Source organism: Pseudomonas schmalbachii (assembly GCF_017589465.1).
GTDB lineage: Bacteria > Pseudomonadota > Gammaproteobacteria > Pseudomonadales > Pseudomonadaceae > Pseudomonas > Pseudomonas schmalbachii.
This window is the reverse complement of sequence record NZ_JAELYA010000005.1, coordinates 333,193-350,844: the sequence shown is the minus strand read 5'-3', so window position 1 is coordinate 350,844 and position 17,652 is coordinate 333,193. Positions and strand designations below refer to the sequence as shown.

The window sequence follows — 17,652 nt, the reverse complement described above, 5'->3', positions numbered from 1 at the left end:
CAATGGAAAGTTGTAAATATTCTTGTGTGAATCTCTCCGAAAAAGCCGTTCGGAAAGGCCCGAAGTGATTAATTCCAAATTGTCAGTTCTGTGATGATCATCCCATTCAACCGGCCGCACTCTGCCCCAACCAGAGGCAGAAAAATGACCTGCCCTCCCCCGCCAGAAGCAAACCTGCAGGCTTGTCAGATAATCGACGCGGCCGCGTTGGCACCACACGTAGGATGCTACGTAACTACGTGGCTGAGCCAGAACCCGCGTTGCTCAGCGCCAACGGCACGCGCCACACCGTAGCAGGTAGGGCGGGTGCAACCCGCCAGTTCGGAGGCATCATGGCGGGTTTCACCCGCCCTACGGATGAAGGAGAGACACGGACGGCGAAAAAAAGCCCCGCACAAGGCGGGGCTGAAGAGCATTCAAGAACCTGCCGTCAGGGAACGCCCACCCCATGCTGGCTGCTCTGCGCCAGGTCGAGCAGTTCACGGTTGGCTACCGCGTACATCGCATAGTCGGTGCTCACCGATGCGCGCAGCTCGACGAGCATGGTGCGCCAGCGCTCGACCAGCGAGCGGTGCTGCTCGATCCACAACTCGACGCGTTCGCCGATGTCCGCCGGGGCGCCCTGCATCTGCAGTACCGAGACGGTGATGGCGCGCTGCTGCCAGTCGAGGTCGTCGCGGAAGGCTTCGCGGGCCAGCGCCTGCCAGTTGTTTTCCACCGTCAGGTTGCTGATCTGCTGCAGGTACCAGGTCAGTTCCAGCTGGCTGCCCACGGCGAAGTAGGCGCGCGCCACTTCGGCCGGGTCGAGGCCGGTGAGGTCCGCGGCCTCGACGATCGGCAGCAGGGTGTACAGATGGCTGGTGCCCGCCACCATGCGTGCCAGCAGTTCCGGCACGCCGGCGTCCACATAGCCCTGGTAGCGCGCCTGCCACAGCTCGGCGACCGGGCCTTCGAGCAGCTCGTTGAGCTTCAGGCCGAGGGCGGCGATGCGTGGGCCGAAGTGCGCCACGTCACGGGCCGCGTCCAGTTCGTTGCGGCGGGTGCGGAGGAACCAGCGGGTGGCGCGGCGACCCAGGCGCATCAGTTCGTCCATCAGGGTCAGCTGCACTTCCGCCGGCACCTGGTAGTCGAGCGCCTCGATCTGCCGGAACCAGTGCGGCAGGTGGAAGATGTCGCGGACGATCACATAGGCGCCGGCGACGTTGGCCGGGCTCATGCCGGTGGATTCCTTCAGCCGCTGCACGAAGGTGATGCCCACGTGGTTCACCAGATCGTTGGCGATCTGCGTGCTGACGATCTCGCGCTTCAGGCGGTGCCTGCGCATGGCCGGGCCGAAGCGCTCCACCAGGGTCTGCGGGAAGGCGGTTTCCATGTCGCGGGTGAGGTAGTCGTCATCCGGCACCAGCGACTTCAGCAGTTGTTCCTTGAGGTCGATCTTGCTGTAGGAGATCAGCACCGCCAGTTCGGAACGGGTCAGGCCCTGGCCGACGGCGATGCGCTCGGCGAGCACGTCGTCGGTCGGCAGGAATTCCAGCGGGCGATCCAGCTTGCCGCGGCTTTCCAGGTCGTTCATCAGGCGCTTGTACTCGGCGATGCGCTCGCGGGCGCGGCGCTCGGCCAGGGACAGTGCCTGGGTCTGCTTGTAGTTGTTGCCCAGCACCAGGCCGGAAACCTGCTCGGTCATTTCCGCCAGCAGCTTGTTGCGCTGCTTGCTGGTCATGTCGCCAGCGGCCACCACCTCGTTGAGCAGGATCTTGATGTTGACCTCATGGTCCGAGCAGTCCACGCCGCCGGCGTTGTCGATGAAGTCGGTGTTGCAGGCGCCGCCGTTGAGGCCGAACTCGACCCGCGCCAGCTGGGTCATGCCGAGGTTACCGCCCTCGCCCACCACCTTCACCCGCAGCTCGCGGCCGTCCACGCGCAGGCCGTCGTTGGCCTTGTCGCCGACGTCGGCGTGGCTTTCCTTGCTCGACTTCACGTAGGTGCCGATACCGCCGTTCCACAGCAGGTCGACCGGCGCCTTGAGCAGGGCGTTGATCAGCTCGGTGGGGGTCAGTTTCTCCGCCTCGATGTCGAAGCGCTCGCGTACTTCCGGGCTCAGGGTGATGCTCTTGGCCGCGCGCGGGAAGATGCCTCCGCCGGCGGAGATCAGCTTGGCGTCGTAGTCGGCCCAGGACGAACGCGGCAGGTTGAACAGCCGCTGGCGCTCGGCGAAGCTCGCTGCCGGGTCCGGATTCGGGTCGAGGAAGATGTGCATGTGGTTGAACGCCGCCACCATCTGCAGCTTGTCCGACATCAGCAGGCCGTTGCCGAACACGTCGCCGGCCATGTCGCCAATGCCGATCACCGTGACGCTGTCCTTCTGCACGTCGATGCCGCGCTCGCGGAAGTGCCGCTGCACCGACACCCAGCCACCGCGCGCGGTAATGCCCATGCCCTTGTGGTCGTAGCCGGCGGAACCGCCGGAGGCGAACGCGTCGCCGAGCCAGAAGCCGTACTCGGCGGCGATGCCGTTGGCGATGTCGGAGAAGGTCGCAGTGCCCTTGTCGGCCGCCACCACCAGATAGGGGTCGTCCTCATCGTGGCGCACCACGTTGGCCGGCGGCACCACTTCGCCTTCCTTGAGGTTGTCGGTGATGTCGAGCAGGCCGGAAATGAAGATGCGGTAGCAGGCGATGGCTTCCGCCTGGATCTCGTCGCGGGTTCCGCCCACCGGCAGGCGGCGTGGGATGAAGCCGCCCTTGGCGCCGACCGGCACGATCACCGCGTTCTTCACCTGCTGCGCCTTGACCAGGCCGAGCACTTCGGTGCGGTAGTCTTCCTCGCGGTCCGACCAGCGCAGGCCGCCGCGCGCAACCTTGCCGCCGCGCAGGTGCACGCCCTCGACACGCGGGCAGTAGACGAAGATTTCGTACTTCGGCACCGGCTTGGGCAGCTCCGGGATCGTCTTCGGATTGAACTTGAAGCTGAAGTAGCTCTTGTTCTGGCCGTTGGCGTCGGTCTGGTAGAAGTTGGTGCGCAGGGTCGCCTTGATCAGGTCGAGGTAGCGCCGCAGGATACGGTCTTCGTTGAGCACCTGGACGTCGTCGAGGGCGCTGAGGATCGCCTGCTCCAGCTTCTGCTGCTTCTCTTCCAGGTCCTCGCCGACCAGCTTGCGCGCCAGGTAGAAGCGCGTCTTGAACAGCCGCACCAGTTCGCGGGCGATGTCCACATGGGCGTTCAGTGCGCTGGCGATGTAGCCGAGGTCGAAGCCCAGGCGGATCTGCTTCAGGTAGCGCGCATAGGCGCGCAGCAGGGCGACATCGCGCCACGGCAGGCCGGCAGTCAGCACCAGGCGGTTGAAGGCGTCGTTCTCCGCATCGCCGCTGACGATGTGGACGAAGGCGTCCTGCAGGATTTCATTGAGTTGCTGGATATCAACATCGATGCCTTCGGCGTAGGTGAAGGCGAAGTCATGAATCCAGTATTCGCGGCCGTTGGAGTGGCGCAGGTGATAGGGGAACTCGCCGAGCACGCGCAGGCCGAGGTTCTCCAGGATCGGCAGGACGTCGGACAGCGCCAGCGGCGCATCGGCGTGGTACAGCTTGCAGTGCAGTTGCTGCTCGCCCTGGGCCAGCGGCTGGTAGAAGCTCATCACCAGCGGGCGGGTGTCGGACAGGCTGAGCAGGTGCTGCAGGTCGACCACCGCGAAATGCGGGGCGAAGCGCTCGCGGTAACCCGCCGGGAAGCCTTTCGGGAAGTCTTCGAGGATGTTGTTGCCCTGCCCCTCGCCGAAGTTCTCCACCACCAGGGCGGCGTAGTCGTCCTGCCAGGAGCGGCACGCCTGGATGCACTCGCGTTCGAGCTGGGCGGCATCCACGTCGATGCGGTTCTTCGGATCGACCCGCAGGATGAACTGCACCCGCGCCAGCACCGATTCGGAGAAGAAGGTCCAGAACTCGCAGTCGCTCGCTTTCAGCCGGTCGCGCAGGACCTGCTCGATCTTCAGGCGCGTTTCGGTGGAATAGATGTCGCGCGGCACATAGGCCAGGCAGTAGCAGAAGCGGCCGTACGGGTCCTTGCGCAGGAACACGCGGATCTTGTTGCGCTCCTGGATCTGCATGATCGACATGGTGGTGTTGAACAGCTCTTCGACCGGCGTCTGGAACAGGTCGTCGCGTGGCAGCACTTCGAGGATCTGCACCAGTTCCTTGCCCAGGTGCGCCTTGCTGTCGAAGCCGGAACGCTGCAGCACATCGGCGACCTTGCCGCGCACGAAGGGGATATCGAACACGCTCTCGGCGTATACCGCCGAGGTGTAGAGACCCATGAAGCGGCACTCGCGGACGACCTTGCCCTTGCCGTCGATCTCGCGGATCGACACGTAGTCCGGATAGGCCGGCCGGTGCACCCGGCTCGGCTGCGAAGCCTTGGCGAAGGACAGCAGCACCGGCTCGCGCAGGTAGGCGACGGCGTAGTCCTCGATATGCAGCTCGTCCTTCTTCAGGCCGGAGCGCAGCAGCTTGGTCAGGCCGAGGAACGAACCCTCGTCATAGACCATCTGGCCGCCATCGGCCTCTTCCTGCACGGTGAATTCCTCGTAGCCGAGGAAGGTGAAATGGTTGTCCAGCAGCCATTCGAGGAACGTGCGGACTTCCGCCAACTCCTCAGTACGGCCCTTGAGCTTGGACTTGCCGAGCCCGGCCACCAGCTCCGCGGCCTTGGCCTGCATGGCGGGGAAGTCGGCGACCGCCAGGCGCACCTCGCCGAGCATTTCCAGCAGCGACTTGGCGATGGTCTTCAGCTCGCCGACGTGGGAGCAGCGGTCGATCTCCAGGTACATCAGCGACTCATGGCGCACGTCCTTGCCCTGGGTGCCCTTGGGCAGCAGTTCGAGCAAGTCGCCCTTGGCATTGCGCCGTACGCTGATCACGGTGGTCTGCAGGGTGTGGATGCTGTAGCCGCGGCGGATCAGCTCCATGCGCACGGAATCGACCAGGAACGGCTGGTCGGGGTGCAGTACCTGCACGGCGGTGTGGGTGGACTGCCAGCCATGCTTCTCGTAGTCCGGGTTGTATACCTGGACCTCCGGCTGGCTGGGGTCGAAGCGTTCCAGCATGCGCCAGGACGACAGCGTGCAGCCGACCAGGTCGGACAGCCGGCGCTGGGTCAGTTCGTCGAGGGAAATCAGGCCGAAGAATTGCTCGGCGAACAGGGCGACTTGTGGCAACCCTTTCTCGCTCACATGCTGCGCCAGGGCCGCTTGCAGTTGTTGCTGGAAGTCGGCTTTGCTGGCCGCGGTGAAGAACGCCATGTTGGTACTCCGCTTGGCTCGTCGTATTCGAATTCAGCGTAGATCGCTTATCCGTGCTGGCGAGGCCGCAGGGCGAACGGCAGTGCGGCACTCGCGGCGGCGACCGCACGGTCACCACCGCGCAAGAGAGTAGCCACAGTCACGACGGCGACACGTACGAGCCTGCGACATATTCGTTCAACGCGATGCCGGACATGGAACGGGCGTACGAGCGTGCGCGGTATTTCCGCCGTGCCGACGTAGGGCGGGTGCAACCCGCCAGCCATACCGACGACCAGGGCTCGGCGCCACGGCCATGCAAGAGGCCCCGCCAATGCAGTAAAGTAGATGCCCCGATCAGGCTGGTCCCGGCCCGTATTCCCTGCCCAGGAAATCCCTCGATGCCCCATCGTGAGTCGCTTCTCGCGCTGCGACAATATCTCTCAAGCCAGATTCTCGGCCAGGAAAAGCTCATCGAGCGCCTGCTCATCGCCCTCCTCGCCGACGGCCACCTGCTGGTGGAAGGCGCGCCCGGGCTGGCCAAGACCAAGGCCATCAAGGACCTGGCGGAAGGCCTGGAGGCCGAGTTCCACCGCATCCAGTTCACCCCCGACCTGCTCCCGGCGGACATCACCGGCACCGAGATCTACCGCCCGGAAAACGGCACCTTCGTCTTCCAGCAGGGGCCGATCTTCCACCACCTGGTGCTGGCCGACGAGATCAACCGCGCACCGGCCAAGGTGCAGTCCGCGCTGCTCGAAGCCATGGCCGAGCGGCAGGTCAGCGTCGGCCGCAGCACCTACAACCTGCCTCCGCTGTTCCTGGTGATGGCGACGCAGAACCCCATCGAGCAGGAAGGCACCTATCCGCTGCCGGAAGCCCAGCTCGACCGCTTCCTCATGCACGTGAAGATCGGCTACCCGGAAGCCTCGGTGGAACGGCGCATCCTACAGCAGGCGCGCGGCGAGGCGATCCACGGCGAAACCAAGCCGGAGCGCCGCGTGACCCAGGAAGCGATCTTCGCCGCCCGCCATGAAATCCTCGGCCTTTATATGGCCGACGCGGTGGAGGAATACCTGGTGCAACTGATCATGGCCACCCGCACCCCGGCCAAGTACGACCCGGAACTGGCCGAGTGGATTTCCTACGGCGCCAGCCCGCGCGGCTCCATCGCCCTCGACCGCTGCGCGCGTGCGCACGCCTGGCTGGCCGGCCGCGACTTCGTCAGCCCGGAAGACATCCAGGCGATGCTGTTCGACGTGCTGCGCCACCGCCTGATCCTCACCTTCGAGGCGGAAGCGGCGGGCATCGACCAAGATCGCGTGGTCCAGCGCATCCTCGACGTGGTGGCGGTGGCGTGATGCCGCGCGCCGTCGCCGCGGCCCGTTGAGCGGCCGCCCCAGCATGCATACCCAGCCCGCGCCCGCCGGCGTCTGCATCACTCTCGCCGAACTGATCGAGATGCGTCACCGCGTGCGCGAAGTGCAGCTGTTCTCCACTCCGGCGCGACGCAGCCCGCTGATCGGCCTGCACCACTCGCGTCTGCGCGGGCGCGGCGTGGACTTCGACCAGGTGCGCATCTACCAGGCCGGCGACGACGTGCGCAACATCGACTGGCGCGTCACCGCGCGCACCCTCGAACCACACACCAAGCTGTTCCACGAGGAACGCGAGCGGCCGGTGTTCATCCTCGTCGAACAGAGCCAGAGGTTGTTCTTCGGCTCCGGACTGCTGTTCAAGTCGGTGCTGGCCGCGCAGGCCGCGGCGTTCATCGGCTGGTCGGCGCTGGCGCACAACGACCGCATCGGCGGGCTGGTGTTCAGCGACAGCGAGTGCCACGAAATCAAGCCGCGGCGCAGCAAGAAGAGCCTGCTGCAACTGCTCAACCTGATCGTCCGGGCCAATCACGGACTCCTTGCCGGGACCGCACAGAACGGCCATGGCGATGGTTTCGGCACCGCCCTGCGGCGCGTCCGCGAGGTGCTGCGGCCAGGCAGCCTGGTGCTGATCCTCTGCGACGAGCGGGCGCTGAGTGATACCGTCGAGCAGCAACTGGCGCTGCTCGCCCGCCACACCGACCTGATCCTCCTGCCGCTGTCCGATCCGCTCGACCAGGCGCTGCCTGCCGCCGGCCTGCTGCGCTTTGCCGAAGGCCCGGCGCACCTGGAACTGGACACCCACATCGACGAGCAGCGCCTGGCCTATCGCGCCCTTGGCGAAGCGCGCCGCGAGCGCTGGCAGCGCCTGGCCCAGCGCCTCGGCGTACCACTGCTGCCGCTGACCACCCAGGAAGAACTGGTGGACCAGTTGCGCGACCTGCTGGCGCAGCATCAGCCCGGTTACCGTCCATGAACCCGCTCGACCAACTTGAGCCCCTGATCCAGCCCGCCGCAGTTCCCTGGTGGCCGCCGGCGCCCGGCTGGTGGGCGCTCGCCGCCCTGCTGCCGCTGCTGGTCTGGCTGCTCTGGCGGTTTCGCGACAAGCTGCCGCGCAGAAGGCAGCAGGTCGCCGAGGCCCCTCTCGATCCACTGCGCAGCGCCGCCCTCGAAGAACTCGCGCGGCTGCCGAAACCCTATGACGGCGCACCGGCCGGTCCCTGGCTGCAGGCGCTCAACGGCCTGCTCAAGCGCCTGTGCCGCGCGCGCTGGCCGAACGAACGCAGCCACACCCTGAGCGGCCGCGCCTGGCTGGCCTATCTGGACAACCGCTGCCCGGCCGCCGGCCTGACCCGCTGGATGATCCTGGTGGAAGGCGGCTACCGCGGCGAATGCAAGCTGGACGACAAGGCCATCGACGGCCTGACCGGCGCGGTGGAAACCTGGGTACGCAAGCATGTTTGAATTCGCCTGGCCGTGGATCTTCCTGCTCGCCCCGCTGCCCTGGCTGCTGCGCCTGGTGCTGCCGACGGCCGACAGCGGCGAGGCGGCGCTGAAGGTCAGCTTCCTCGACGAACTCGAAGGACTCGCCGGCCGCCGCGCCCGCGCGCGCCTGCCGGCCTGGCGCCAGCAGGCGCCGTTCGCCCTGCTCTGGCTCCTGCTGCTGACCGCCACGGCGCGCCCGCAATGGGTCGGCGAGCCGCTGCCGATTCCCGCCAGCGGCCGCGACCTGATGATCGCCGTGGATGTGTCCGGGTCCATGGACTACGCCGACATGAACTGGGACGACGGCACCATCAGCCGCCTGGAACTGGTGAAGAAGCTCTTCGGCGACTTCATCGAGGAACGCAACGGCGACCGCGTCGGACTGATCCTGTTCGGCAGCAATGCCTACCTGCAGGCGCCGCTGACCTTCGACCGGCATACCGTGCGCGTCTGGCTCGACGAAGCGCTGATCGGCATCGCCGGCAAGGACACCGCCATCGGCGACGCCATCGGCCTCGCCGTCAAGCGCCTGCGCCAGCGCCCGGCGGACAGCCGCGTACTGGTGCTGATCACCGACGGCGCCAACACCGGCGGCGCCATCGCCCCGCTCACCGCCGCGCGGCTGGCGGCGGAAGAGCAGGTCAAGGTCTACACCATCGGCATCGGCGCCGATCCCCAGCAAGGCAGCGTCGCCGGCATCCTCGGCCTCAATCCCGGGCTCGACCTCGACGAGACTACGCTCCGGGCAATCGCCGAAACCACTGGTGCGGAATATTTCCGCGCACGCAACGGCGAAGAACTGCGCGGCATCTCCGCCAGCCTCGACCGGCTCGAACCGGTCGCGCAGAAACCCACCCAGGCCCGCCCGGCCCTGGCCCTGTACGCCTGGCCGCTGGCCGGCGCGCTGCTGCTCAGCGTGCTGCTGGTGGTGTGCGAACTGTGGCCGCCGGAAGACTGGCGCTGGTCGCCGCGCCTGCCGCGGAGGCGTCCATGAGCGAGCTCCTGCCCCATCTGCTGCGGCCGTGGTGGCTGCTGGCTCTGCCGCTGTTCGCCTGGCTGGTGTGGAAACTCCTGCACCGCCGGCGCCGCGCCGGCCGCTGGCAACTGCTGCTGCCCCAGGCCTTCCATCCCTGGCTGCTCAGCGGCAGCAAGAAACGCCCCGACCGCAGCCCATGGTTGTATCTCGGCCTCGCCTGGCTGCTGGCGGTGCTCGCCCTGCTCGGGCCGAGCTGGCAACGCATCGAGCAACCGGCCATGCAGCGCAACGATCCGCTGGTGGTAATCGTCGAGCTGACGCCGGAAATGCTCGCCACCGACCTCGCCCCCAACCGCCTGGAACGGGTTCGGCGCAAGCTGCTCGACCTGCTGCAGGCACGCAGCGACGCGCAGACGGCCATCGTCGTCTACGCCGGCAGCGCGCATACCCTGGTGCCGCTGTCCAACGACCTGGCCACCGCGCGCAACCTGCTGGAAGCCATCAAGCCGTCGATCATGCCCGAGCCCGGCCAGCGCGCCGACCTCGCCGTGCGCCAGGCCCTGCAACTGCTCGAACAGGGCGCCCAGGGACATGGCCGGCTGCTGCTGATGGCCAGCAGCCTGGACGAAGCCGAGCGCCAGGGTATCCGCGCGGAAATGGAAGGCGACGGCCAGCGTCTCTCGCTGCTCGCCGTCGGCACCGCAGGCGGCGCACCGATAGCCGAAGAGGACGGCAGCTATCTGAAGGATGAACAGGGCCGCATCGTCGTGCCGCGTCTCGACGATGCGGGGCTGCGACGTTTCGCCAGCGCGCTGGACGCCGGCTACCAGCGCCTGGTGCCCGGCATCGGCGACCTGCGCGCCCTTGGCCTGCTGGATCGCGCCAGCGGCGTGCAGAGTGGCGAAGACACCATGCTGCTCCTGCAACGCTGGGCCGACCAGGGCTACTGGCTGCTGCTCCCGCTGCTGTTGCTCGCCGCCTGCGCCGGCCGCCGCGGCTGGCTGTTCAGCCTGGCATTGCTGCCCGTGCTGTGGAGTTCGCCGCAGCCGGCCAACGCCTTCGACTTCGCCGACCTCTGGCTGCGCGCGGACCAGCAGGGCCAGCGCCTGCTCGACGCGGACCGGCCCAGGGAAGCCGCCAGCCATTTCGAGGACTTCCGCTGGCGCGGCCTGGCCCTCTACCGGGCCGGCGCCTATGCCGCCGCGGCGCAGGCCTTCGCCCAGGGCGACCAGCCCGCCGACCACTACAATCGCGGCAACGCCCTGGCCCGGTCGGGTGAACTGGAAGCCGCCATCGACGCCTACGACCTGGCCCTGGAACAGGCGCCCGAACTGCAGCCGGCGCTGAAGAACAAGGCACTGCTGCAGGACCTCCTGCGCCAGCGCGAAGAATCGGGCGACAGCGGCGAAAATGCCCAGGCAAGGCCGGACGCCCAGCAGACCGGCGACAGCGGCGAAACCCGGCCGGCCATGCCCGGCGAAATGCAGGCGACGGACCAGCAGGCGCAGGAACAGGACAGCCGCCCCTCCCCGGCCGCGCAGAACATGGCGCAGGCCAGCGCGAACAAACCTTCCGCCAGCCAGACTGTCGAAGCACAGCCGAGCGACGGCCAGACCGCAGCGACACCTGCCGGCCAGCTCAGCGACGAGCGCCGCCAGGCTCTCGAACAATGGCTGCGGCAGATACCCGATAATCCATCCGAACTGCTGCGTCGCAAGTTCTGGTACCAACAGCAGCAGCGCCAGGAAAATCCGCAATGATGAAACGGTCGATACTCCCGGTCCTGCTCATGCTGGCCAGCGTCCCGGCACAGGCGGCGTTCACCGCCAGCGTCGACCGCTCGCGCCTCGCCGAGGGAGAAAGCATCGACCTCACCCTGGAGTCGGACGACCCCACGGTATTCGGCAAACCGGACATCTCGCCGCTCGAACAGGACTTCGCGGTGCTCGGCACGCGCCAGGTCAACCGCCTCACCACCCTCGGCGGCAAGGCCCGCGCCACCACCCGCTGGATCATCACCCTGCAGCCGAAACAGAGCGGCATCGTGGTCATCCCGCCGCTCCACCTGAACGGCGGCGCCACGGCGCCGATCAGCCTGCAGGTACTGAAAGCCGAGCAGACCGACAGCAAACGCAAGCTGTCGCCGGTGTTCATCGATGCCAGCATCGACCAGCAGGAAATCTATGTGCAGGCGCAGGTGATCCTCACCCTGCGCATCTATCACTCGGTTTCGCTGTACGACGACAGCAGCCTGAGCCCGCTGCAGATCGCCGACGCCCGGGTCGAACAGCTCGGCCAGTCGCGCACCTACGAGAAGGAAATCAACGGCGTGCGCCACGGCGTGATCGAAACGCGCTACGCCATCTTCCCGCAGCAGAGCGGCATCCTGAACATTCCGGGGCAGACCTTCAGCGCCACCCAGGTATCCCAGGACGGCAACGAGCCCTACCAGCCGTTCGGCCCGCCGGTGGGCAGGCAGATCCGCGTGACCTCGCCGAGCATCCCGCTGCTGGTCCAGCCGAAACCGGCGACCTACCCCGCGGACGCGCCATGGTTGCCAGCCCGCTCGGTGAGCCTGAGCGAAACCTGGAGTCCGCAACCGGAACAGGCCCGGGCCGGGGAATCGCTGACGCGCAATATCATGCTGCGCGTCGAGGGACTGTCCAGCGCACAACTGCCTCCCCTGCCGCAGGCACTCCCGGAAGAACTGCGCCACTACCCCGACCTGCCGCAACTGGCCGACCAGAACACCGACCAGGCCGTGATCGGCAGTCGCGAGGAACGCGAGGCGCTGGTGCCCGACCGCGCCGGCCAGGTCTACCTGCCGCCCGTCGAAGTGGTCTGGTGGAACACCCGCGACAACCGCGTCGAACGCACCAGCCTGCCCGGACGAACCCTGGACGTGGCGCGCAATCCGCAACTGGAAACCCACGAGGAAATTGCGCCGGTCAGCGTTCTCCCAGGCGAGCAACGTCTGTGGCCCTGGCAACTGGCAACCGGCGTGCTCGGCCTGACCACCCTGCTCGGCTTCGGCCTCTGGTGGCGCGCCCGCCGGCTGCCGGCAGTAGCCCGCGCCGCGGCGAACGCCCCGAGCAGCCGCACACTGCTCGACGACCTGCGCCGCGCCTGCCTGTCCAACGACCCCCACGCCACCCGCCAGACCCTGGACGCCTGGGCACGCCACCAGCCGGAAACCCTGGCCGACATGGCCGCCCGCTTCGTCCCCCTGTCCGACGCCCTCGACGGCCTGAATGGCGCGCTATACAGCGAAACCGGCCATTCCTGGCAAGGCGAAGACCTGTGGCGAGCCATCGGCGCACTGCCGACCATCGCCACGGCCAATGGCAAGGCGGAAGAGAACGGCAGCTTGCCGCCGTTGTATCCGCGTTGATTTAGAGTTTTTCCAGCATGTCTCTCTACCGGAGAGAGGAGGCATGAACTGCTCCCTCTCTTGCACAGCAATTGGTATTGGCGTTGATCACCGATTGGGTGTGACTTGATCAGTGCGCGCTATAGCGGACATTTGGCCTCTGCGCAGCATTGGGGTGGAGTCAATCTGCCGCCAAGTTACTCGCTTAAGTAATCCCCTGTCCTGTTTGGGACGAATGCAGAAACGATTACACCGCGCACCTTGAGCATTTCGATAACCTTGTCTTTCCAGCGTTGCTGCTCGGAATCGGCAGGTACTTGTCGGATGGCGACGCTTCTTGCAACTCCTTGCAGATCGTAGTTAAGGCCTAAATCTAAGAATCGTGCCAACAGATCAAATCGACCGAATATCGCCGCGTAGTTCGCTACTGTCTTATTGTGTTTGTCGGGGAGATTAATATCCGCGCCATATTTCAACAAAAGATCGACATTTTTGTCCCGCAACTGCCCGACTGCACTAACCAACATTAGATTACCTCTAGGCCCGGTTAGATTCGGATCGCCTTTATATCGCAGCAACAACTCCAAGATATCCGGCCTATCACCGCCGGCCGCAAAATACATTGCAGACTCTCCACCGGGCTTGACGATGTAATTCGGGTTGGCGCCGGCCTTTAGTAGATATTCGATCTTGCGCACATCCCGCGTCGTTCCCATCACCCACAACAAGGGAGTGAGCCCCTCGTCTCCGACGTCGTTGACGTCCGCACCCGCTTTGATCTGCGCGTCGGCTCGCGCAAAGTCACCGCGGCTCGCCGCGTCGACTAGGGCTGCTGCGCGCTCGTCGGCAAACACCTCACGCACAGTTTTGCCGCCCACCATGGTTTCCGCACACCCATTTGTCATGAGTAGACATCCCACAAGGGCCATTGCCCAGAGTTTTCCATATCGCATCGCTCACCCTATCAGCAGATGTTTTTCAAGAGATCTGACGGCAAAGCAACTAGGCTGCATCAGGGACTGCAGTTACAAAATCAGCATCGCTTGGACCAAAAAAGGGGACAGATTTATTTCTCTCTCCAAGGCTAGCTCTTGGGGCTGGATTAGAGCAGTGAAAATAAATCTGTCCCCCTTTCCTCTCCGGGCAGCCATGCAGAATCATCATTTATATAGAGATACTGTATCGCCTTTTGCCGAGCGAACGCGCTCTGAGAAACCCTGATAGAAGAAGACGAGATTGTCTGCGGAATCTCCCGATATTCTTCCTCTGACTTTTTCAAAAGGTACGATTGCAACGCTAAACTTTGGCTCACCAACAGCGAGAAGCGGAGCATTTTGCGGCTCATACCACAAGTAAGAGCCTCCATACTGCCTATGCGCAACCTCTAGAATGTAACTACCAAGCAATTGAGTCAGAGACTCTATGGTGCTTGAATCCAACTGACTGCTGTATTGAGCAGCTTCAGACGCCAATTCCTCGATGACTTGGATGCTTGCCTCAGAGTAATCTAGCTTACCCTTGGCTCTCTCATTCAACTGTGCAACAGCAAGAGCTGCCTTCTTTGATACTTGCTCGTCGATACCTGACATTGCTTTCACTTCAGAAGGCTCTATTGCAACCGTGCTTATTGCCGCCAAGCCAAGCAAGTGCATAAATATTCTTAAAATTTTTCTCATACGCTTACTCCAATAGGCGCTCAACGAAAAAAGTGGACAGATTTATTTTTCTCTCCAAGGCTGGCTCTTGGGACTGGATTAGAGCAGTGAAAATAAATTTGTCCCCTTTTCCACTGAACTTCCGTTTTTGGTCGACCTCAGCCTGTCGTGACTGGCAGAGATCGACCCTTTTCAAACGCTCAAAGGCTGGAATAAAGCCCAACGGCGAAGCGGCTTCAGTCTGAGGCAGTTAAGTTTCAGGTGGTGAGCGCAGAAGCCTGACAAAATCATCGAATGTTTGGGCAATTGGAACTACCCCGTCAGTTCCAGAAAGCTCGTGATACCAAAAAACTACAGTTGGCTCTGAATTAGAACGATAGTCGAAGCAAATGTAGTTTCCTCCGCCATCGCTCCCGAAAGGAATAATGCTATGTGGCAACTGGTGTTCAGACCACGTGGCGAGCGATGACCATATAGACTCACTGTCCCAAGGTTTCAACGAGAGCCAGTGCCCAATACAGGCCCCACGGGTGCTGTCAGGGTTTCCAATGTCCGCGTCGCCGTATGAATTGTGGTGAATGACAAGGACACTTCGATACGACGCAGGAAAGCGAACGCCTAACAGCGACTCAGCTCCGTCAATCTGACAAGGGTCAATTGGATCATCTGTGGGGTCGAACCACTCTAATTTCATGAGACCTGACACCTGAATTAAGCCAGACCAGAGTGTAGCTATGAATTTGCCATCATTGCACCCAGCGGCAGCTTCTGGCCGGTAGCCAACGGCATATTCCGGCCAATATTGCTCAAGCCGGATATGAACAGTGGTCAGCACCAATGCAATTGGCTGACCAAACAGGCGCAATTACGCAGCAAACTTCGCTTTTCACCTCTCTCGCTGCCCATCGCTGGCAACTTGTCAGCCTGCCGTCCTGATCGTATCCACTGCGTCGCTCATTAACCTGGCCAGCATTGACCGAGCCAGCCTTGTCGCTTCGTTGCTCCAAATGCAGGTGTCATGTATAGCGCCTGCCCTCTTGGCCCCCTCCCCGCCAATCCCACACCCCATAAAAAGAAAAACCGCGGCCTGAGCCGCGGTTTTCTTCATTTCGCCTACCGGTATCAGTGGGCGAAGATCGATGCCTTCTTGGTCGCCAGCTTCTCCGGGTTGATCAGGAAGCGGGCCAGGGCCGGCAGCAGCCAGATGGCGCCGAACATGTTCCAGAGGAGCATGAAGGTCAGCATCAGGCCCATGTCCGCCTGGAACTTGATCGCCGAGAAGATCCAGGTGGCCACACCGATCGCCAGGCACAGGCCGGTGAACAGTACTGCCTTGCCGGTGGACTTCAGCGTCTGGTAGTAGGCTTCCTGCAGCGGCAGGCCCATGCGCAGGAACGACTCCAGGCGGGTGTAGATGTAGATACCGTAGTCCACACCGATACCCACGCCGAGTGCGATCACCGGCAGGGTCGCCACCTTCACGCCGATGCCCAGCAGCGCCATCAGGGCGTTACCCAGCACGGAGGTGAGGATCAGCGGCAGCACGATGCACAGGGTCGCGGCGAAGGAGCGGAAGGTGATCATGCACATGATCGCCACGCAGATGTACACCAGCACCAGGATGATCAGCTCGGACTGCTTGATGACCTCGTTGGTAGCGGCTTCGATACCGGCGTTACCCGCGGCCAGCTTGAACTCCAGGCCTTCCTTGTTGTTCTCCTGGGCGAACTCCTGCACCACATGCACCGCGCGGTCGAGAGTCTCGGCCTTGTGGTCGTTGAGGTAGACCAGCAGGGGAGCCAGCGAGCAGTTGCTGTTGTACATGCCTTCGGCACGGCTGATCGAACTGTTCAGCACGTCCTTGTTACGCGACAGGGTTTCCCACTTCAGGTTGCCCTCGTTCATCCCTTTGATCGCCTGCTTGGAGACGGTGACCATGGAGATGGCGGACTGTACGCCCTCGGTGTTCTGCAGCTTCCACGCCAGCTCGTCGATGGCCGACAGGGTGCCGTAGGCCGAGCAGCCTTCCGCTTCGGTTTTCACCATCACCACCAGTACGTCGGAACTGGTCGAGAAGTTCTTGATGATGAAGTCGTTGTCGAGGTTGTAGCGGGAGTCCGGACGCAGTTCCGGCGCGCCCTGGTCGAGGTCACCGATCTTCAGGTGATGCCCCTGCCACATGCCCAGGCCGAACATGATCAGTGCGATGACGATGGAGATCGGAGCGACGACCGGGCTGGCGAAGTTGGCCAGCAGGCGCCAGAACGGATGCTCGCGCACCGCGTCTTCCTTGCTGCGCTGGATCGCGCGCTTGCTGATGCCGAGGTAGGAGATAGCCACCGGCAGCAGGATCAGGTTGGTGAACACGATCACCGCCACGCCGATGGAGGCGCCGATGGCCAGTTCGCGGATCACGCCGATGTCGATGACCAGCAGGGTGATGAAGCCGACGGCATCCGCCAGGATGGCGATCATGCCCGGCAGGAACAGCTGGCGGAAGGTACGGCGCGCAGCCAGCAGCGGGGTTTCGGCGTCACTGGAATGCAGGGCGATACCGTTGATCTTCTGTACGCCGTGGGAGATACCGATGGCGAAGATCAGGAACGGTACAAGCATCGAGTACGGGTCGAGACCGAAGCCGATGCTGTGCAGCAGGCCGAGCTGCCACATCACCGCCACCAGGGTGGTGGACAGTACGGCGATGGTGCTGCGGATGCACTTGGTGAACCAGTACAGCAGGACCAGGGTAATCGCCAGGCAGATGCCGAAGAAGCCGATAACCATGATCAGGCCATCGATCAGGTCGCCGACCTTCTTGGCGAAGCCGATGATGTGGATCTTCACGTTCGGGTTCTGCAACTGGTACTTGTCGCGGATCTTCTCTTCCAGCTCATGGGAGAAATCGCGGTAGTCCAGGTGCAGCAGCTTGCTCTGGTCCTTGGCGTCCGGGTAGACCTCCAGCAGCGGTACGTCGACGATGCTGGAGCGGAAGTTGTTCGCTACCAGGCGGCCGATCTGACCGGACTTGAGGATGTTGTTGCGCAGGTCGTCAAGGGCACGCGCGGAACCGTCGTAGGTCTGCGGGATCACTTCGCCACCGGCGAAGCCGTCCTCGGTCACCTCGGTCCAGCGTACGCTCGGGCTCCACAGGGACTTCAGGCCGGCACGGTCGACACCCGGGATGTAGAAGACTTCGTCATGGATCTGCCTCAGCGTATCCATGTACTCCTTGGTGAAGATGTCGCCATTCACCGCTTCCACCGAGATGCGCACGGTGTTGCCGAGGTTGGCCAGGTCGTTGCTGTGCGCAAGCATGTTCTGGATGAACGGGTGCTTGAGCGGGATCATCTTCTCGAAGCTGGTTGCCGGGCGCACCTGGATGGCCTGGTAGAACAGGAAGACGGTCGCCAACAGGCAGAGGAAGATGACGACTGGACGATTGTTGAAGATCAGGCGCTCGAGGAAGGTAGCCTTATCCTGGTGATGTGTATTCACAGCGTTCATACCGATTCCCCGGC

General features: G+C 63.8%; 11 protein-coding genes. 6 read left to right on the top strand and 5 right to left on the bottom strand.

Annotated features, from left to right (window positions below; genetic code table 11):
- Positions 1–430 precede the first annotated feature (430 nt).
- Positions 431–5,293 (bottom strand): NAD-glutamate dehydrogenase, encoded by a 4,863-nt coding sequence (locus JFY56_RS15140; protein WP_208314660.1) that lies wholly within the window; start codon positions 5,291–5,293, stop codon positions 431–433.
- 380 nt (positions 5,294–5,673) lie between these two features.
- On the opposite strand from JFY56_RS15140, the gene JFY56_RS15135 reads away from it, so the two are divergent.
- The 6 genes from JFY56_RS15135 to JFY56_RS15110 are packed head-to-tail and all read left to right on the top strand — an operon-like array spanning position 5,674 to position 12,500.
- Positions 5,674–6,633, top strand: a complete 960-nt coding sequence (locus JFY56_RS15135) for an AAA family ATPase (protein ID WP_208314659.1) — start codon at positions 5,674–5,676, stop codon at positions 6,631–6,633.
- A gap of 43 nt (positions 6,634–6,676) precedes the next feature.
- A complete protein-coding gene (locus JFY56_RS15130) occupies positions 6,677–7,624 on the top strand; it encodes a DUF58 domain-containing protein (protein ID WP_208314658.1) in 948 nt (315 codons plus the stop codon).
- A complete protein-coding gene (locus JFY56_RS15125) occupies positions 7,621–8,112 on the top strand; it encodes a DUF4381 domain-containing protein (protein ID WP_208314657.1) in 492 nt (163 codons plus the stop codon). Before JFY56_RS15130 ends, JFY56_RS15125 begins: the two co-directional genes overlap by 4 nt.
- Positions 8,105–9,127, top strand: a complete 1,023-nt coding sequence (locus JFY56_RS15120) for a vWA domain-containing protein (RefSeq protein WP_208314656.1) — start codon at positions 8,105–8,107, stop codon at positions 9,125–9,127. Before JFY56_RS15125 ends, JFY56_RS15120 begins: the two co-directional genes overlap by 8 nt.
- Positions 9,124–10,869 carry a VWA domain-containing protein gene (locus JFY56_RS15115; protein WP_208314655.1) on the top strand — a complete coding sequence of 582 codons (1,746 nt, stop codon included), beginning with the start codon at positions 9,124–9,126 and terminating at the stop codon, positions 10,867–10,869. The genes JFY56_RS15120 and JFY56_RS15115 overlap by 4 nt, the downstream gene beginning before the upstream one ends.
- On the top strand, positions 10,869–12,500 hold the full coding sequence (locus tag JFY56_RS15110; protein WP_208314654.1) for a BatD family protein: 1,632 nt from the start codon (positions 10,869–10,871) through the stop codon (positions 12,498–12,500). Before JFY56_RS15115 ends, JFY56_RS15110 begins: the two co-directional genes overlap by 1 nt.
- Positions 12,501–12,676: 176 nt before the next feature.
- Here JFY56_RS15110 and JFY56_RS15105 read toward each other — a convergent pair whose 3' ends face one another.
- The 4 genes from JFY56_RS15105 to JFY56_RS15090 all read right to left on the bottom strand — a co-directional run bounded on the left by JFY56_RS15105 (position 12,677) and on the right by JFY56_RS15090 (position 17,638).
- Positions 12,677–13,357 (bottom strand): ankyrin repeat domain-containing protein, encoded by a 681-nt coding sequence (locus JFY56_RS15105; RefSeq protein WP_208314653.1) that lies wholly within the window; start codon positions 13,355–13,357, stop codon positions 12,677–12,679.
- 282 nt (positions 13,358–13,639) lie between these two features.
- Entirely contained in the window at positions 13,640–14,155 is a 516-nt protein-coding gene (locus tag JFY56_RS15100) for a hypothetical protein (protein WP_208314652.1), read from the bottom strand.
- A gap of 229 nt (positions 14,156–14,384) precedes the next feature.
- Positions 14,385–14,828 carry an SMI1/KNR4 family protein gene (locus tag JFY56_RS24735; RefSeq protein ID WP_408004415.1) on the bottom strand — a complete coding sequence of 148 codons (444 nt, stop codon included), beginning with the start codon at positions 14,826–14,828 and terminating at the stop codon, positions 14,385–14,387.
- A 428-nt stretch (positions 14,829–15,256) separates the two neighbouring features.
- A complete protein-coding gene (locus JFY56_RS15090; protein WP_208314650.1) occupies positions 15,257–17,638 on the bottom strand; it encodes an efflux RND transporter permease subunit in 2,382 nt (793 codons plus the stop codon).
- Positions 17,639–17,652: the final 14 nt, after the last annotated feature.

Bases quoted from the DNA above. Each gene is read 5' to 3' on its own strand.
- JFY56_RS15140 (WP_208314660.1), bottom strand. From the start codon at position 5,293: ATGGCGTTCTTCACCGCGGCCAGCAAAGCCGACTTCCAGCAACAACTG.
- JFY56_RS15115 (WP_208314655.1), top strand. From the start codon at position 9,124: ATGAGCGAGCTCCTGCCCCATCTGCTGCGGCCGTGGTGGCTGCTGGCT.
- JFY56_RS15120 (WP_208314656.1), top strand. From the start codon at position 8,105: ATGTTTGAATTCGCCTGGCCGTGGATCTTCCTGCTCGCCCCGCTGCCC.
- JFY56_RS15110 (WP_208314654.1), top strand. From the start codon at position 10,869: ATGAAACGGTCGATACTCCCGGTCCTGCTCATGCTGGCCAGCGTCCCG.
- JFY56_RS24735 (WP_408004415.1), bottom strand. From the start codon at position 14,828: ATGAAATTAGAGTGGTTCGACCCCACAGATGATCCAATTGACCCTTGT.
- JFY56_RS15090 (WP_208314650.1), bottom strand. From the start codon at position 17,638: ATGAACGCTGTGAATACACATCACCAGGATAAGGCTACCTTCCTCGAG.
- JFY56_RS15135 (WP_208314659.1), top strand. From the start codon at position 5,674: ATGCCCCATCGTGAGTCGCTTCTCGCGCTGCGACAATATCTCTCAAGC.
- JFY56_RS15130 (WP_208314658.1), top strand. From the start codon at position 6,677: ATGCATACCCAGCCCGCGCCCGCCGGCGTCTGCATCACTCTCGCCGAA.
- JFY56_RS15100 (WP_208314652.1), bottom strand. From the start codon at position 14,155: ATGAGAAAAATTTTAAGAATATTTATGCACTTGCTTGGCTTGGCGGCA.
- JFY56_RS15125 (WP_208314657.1), top strand. From the start codon at position 7,621: ATGAACCCGCTCGACCAACTTGAGCCCCTGATCCAGCCCGCCGCAGTT.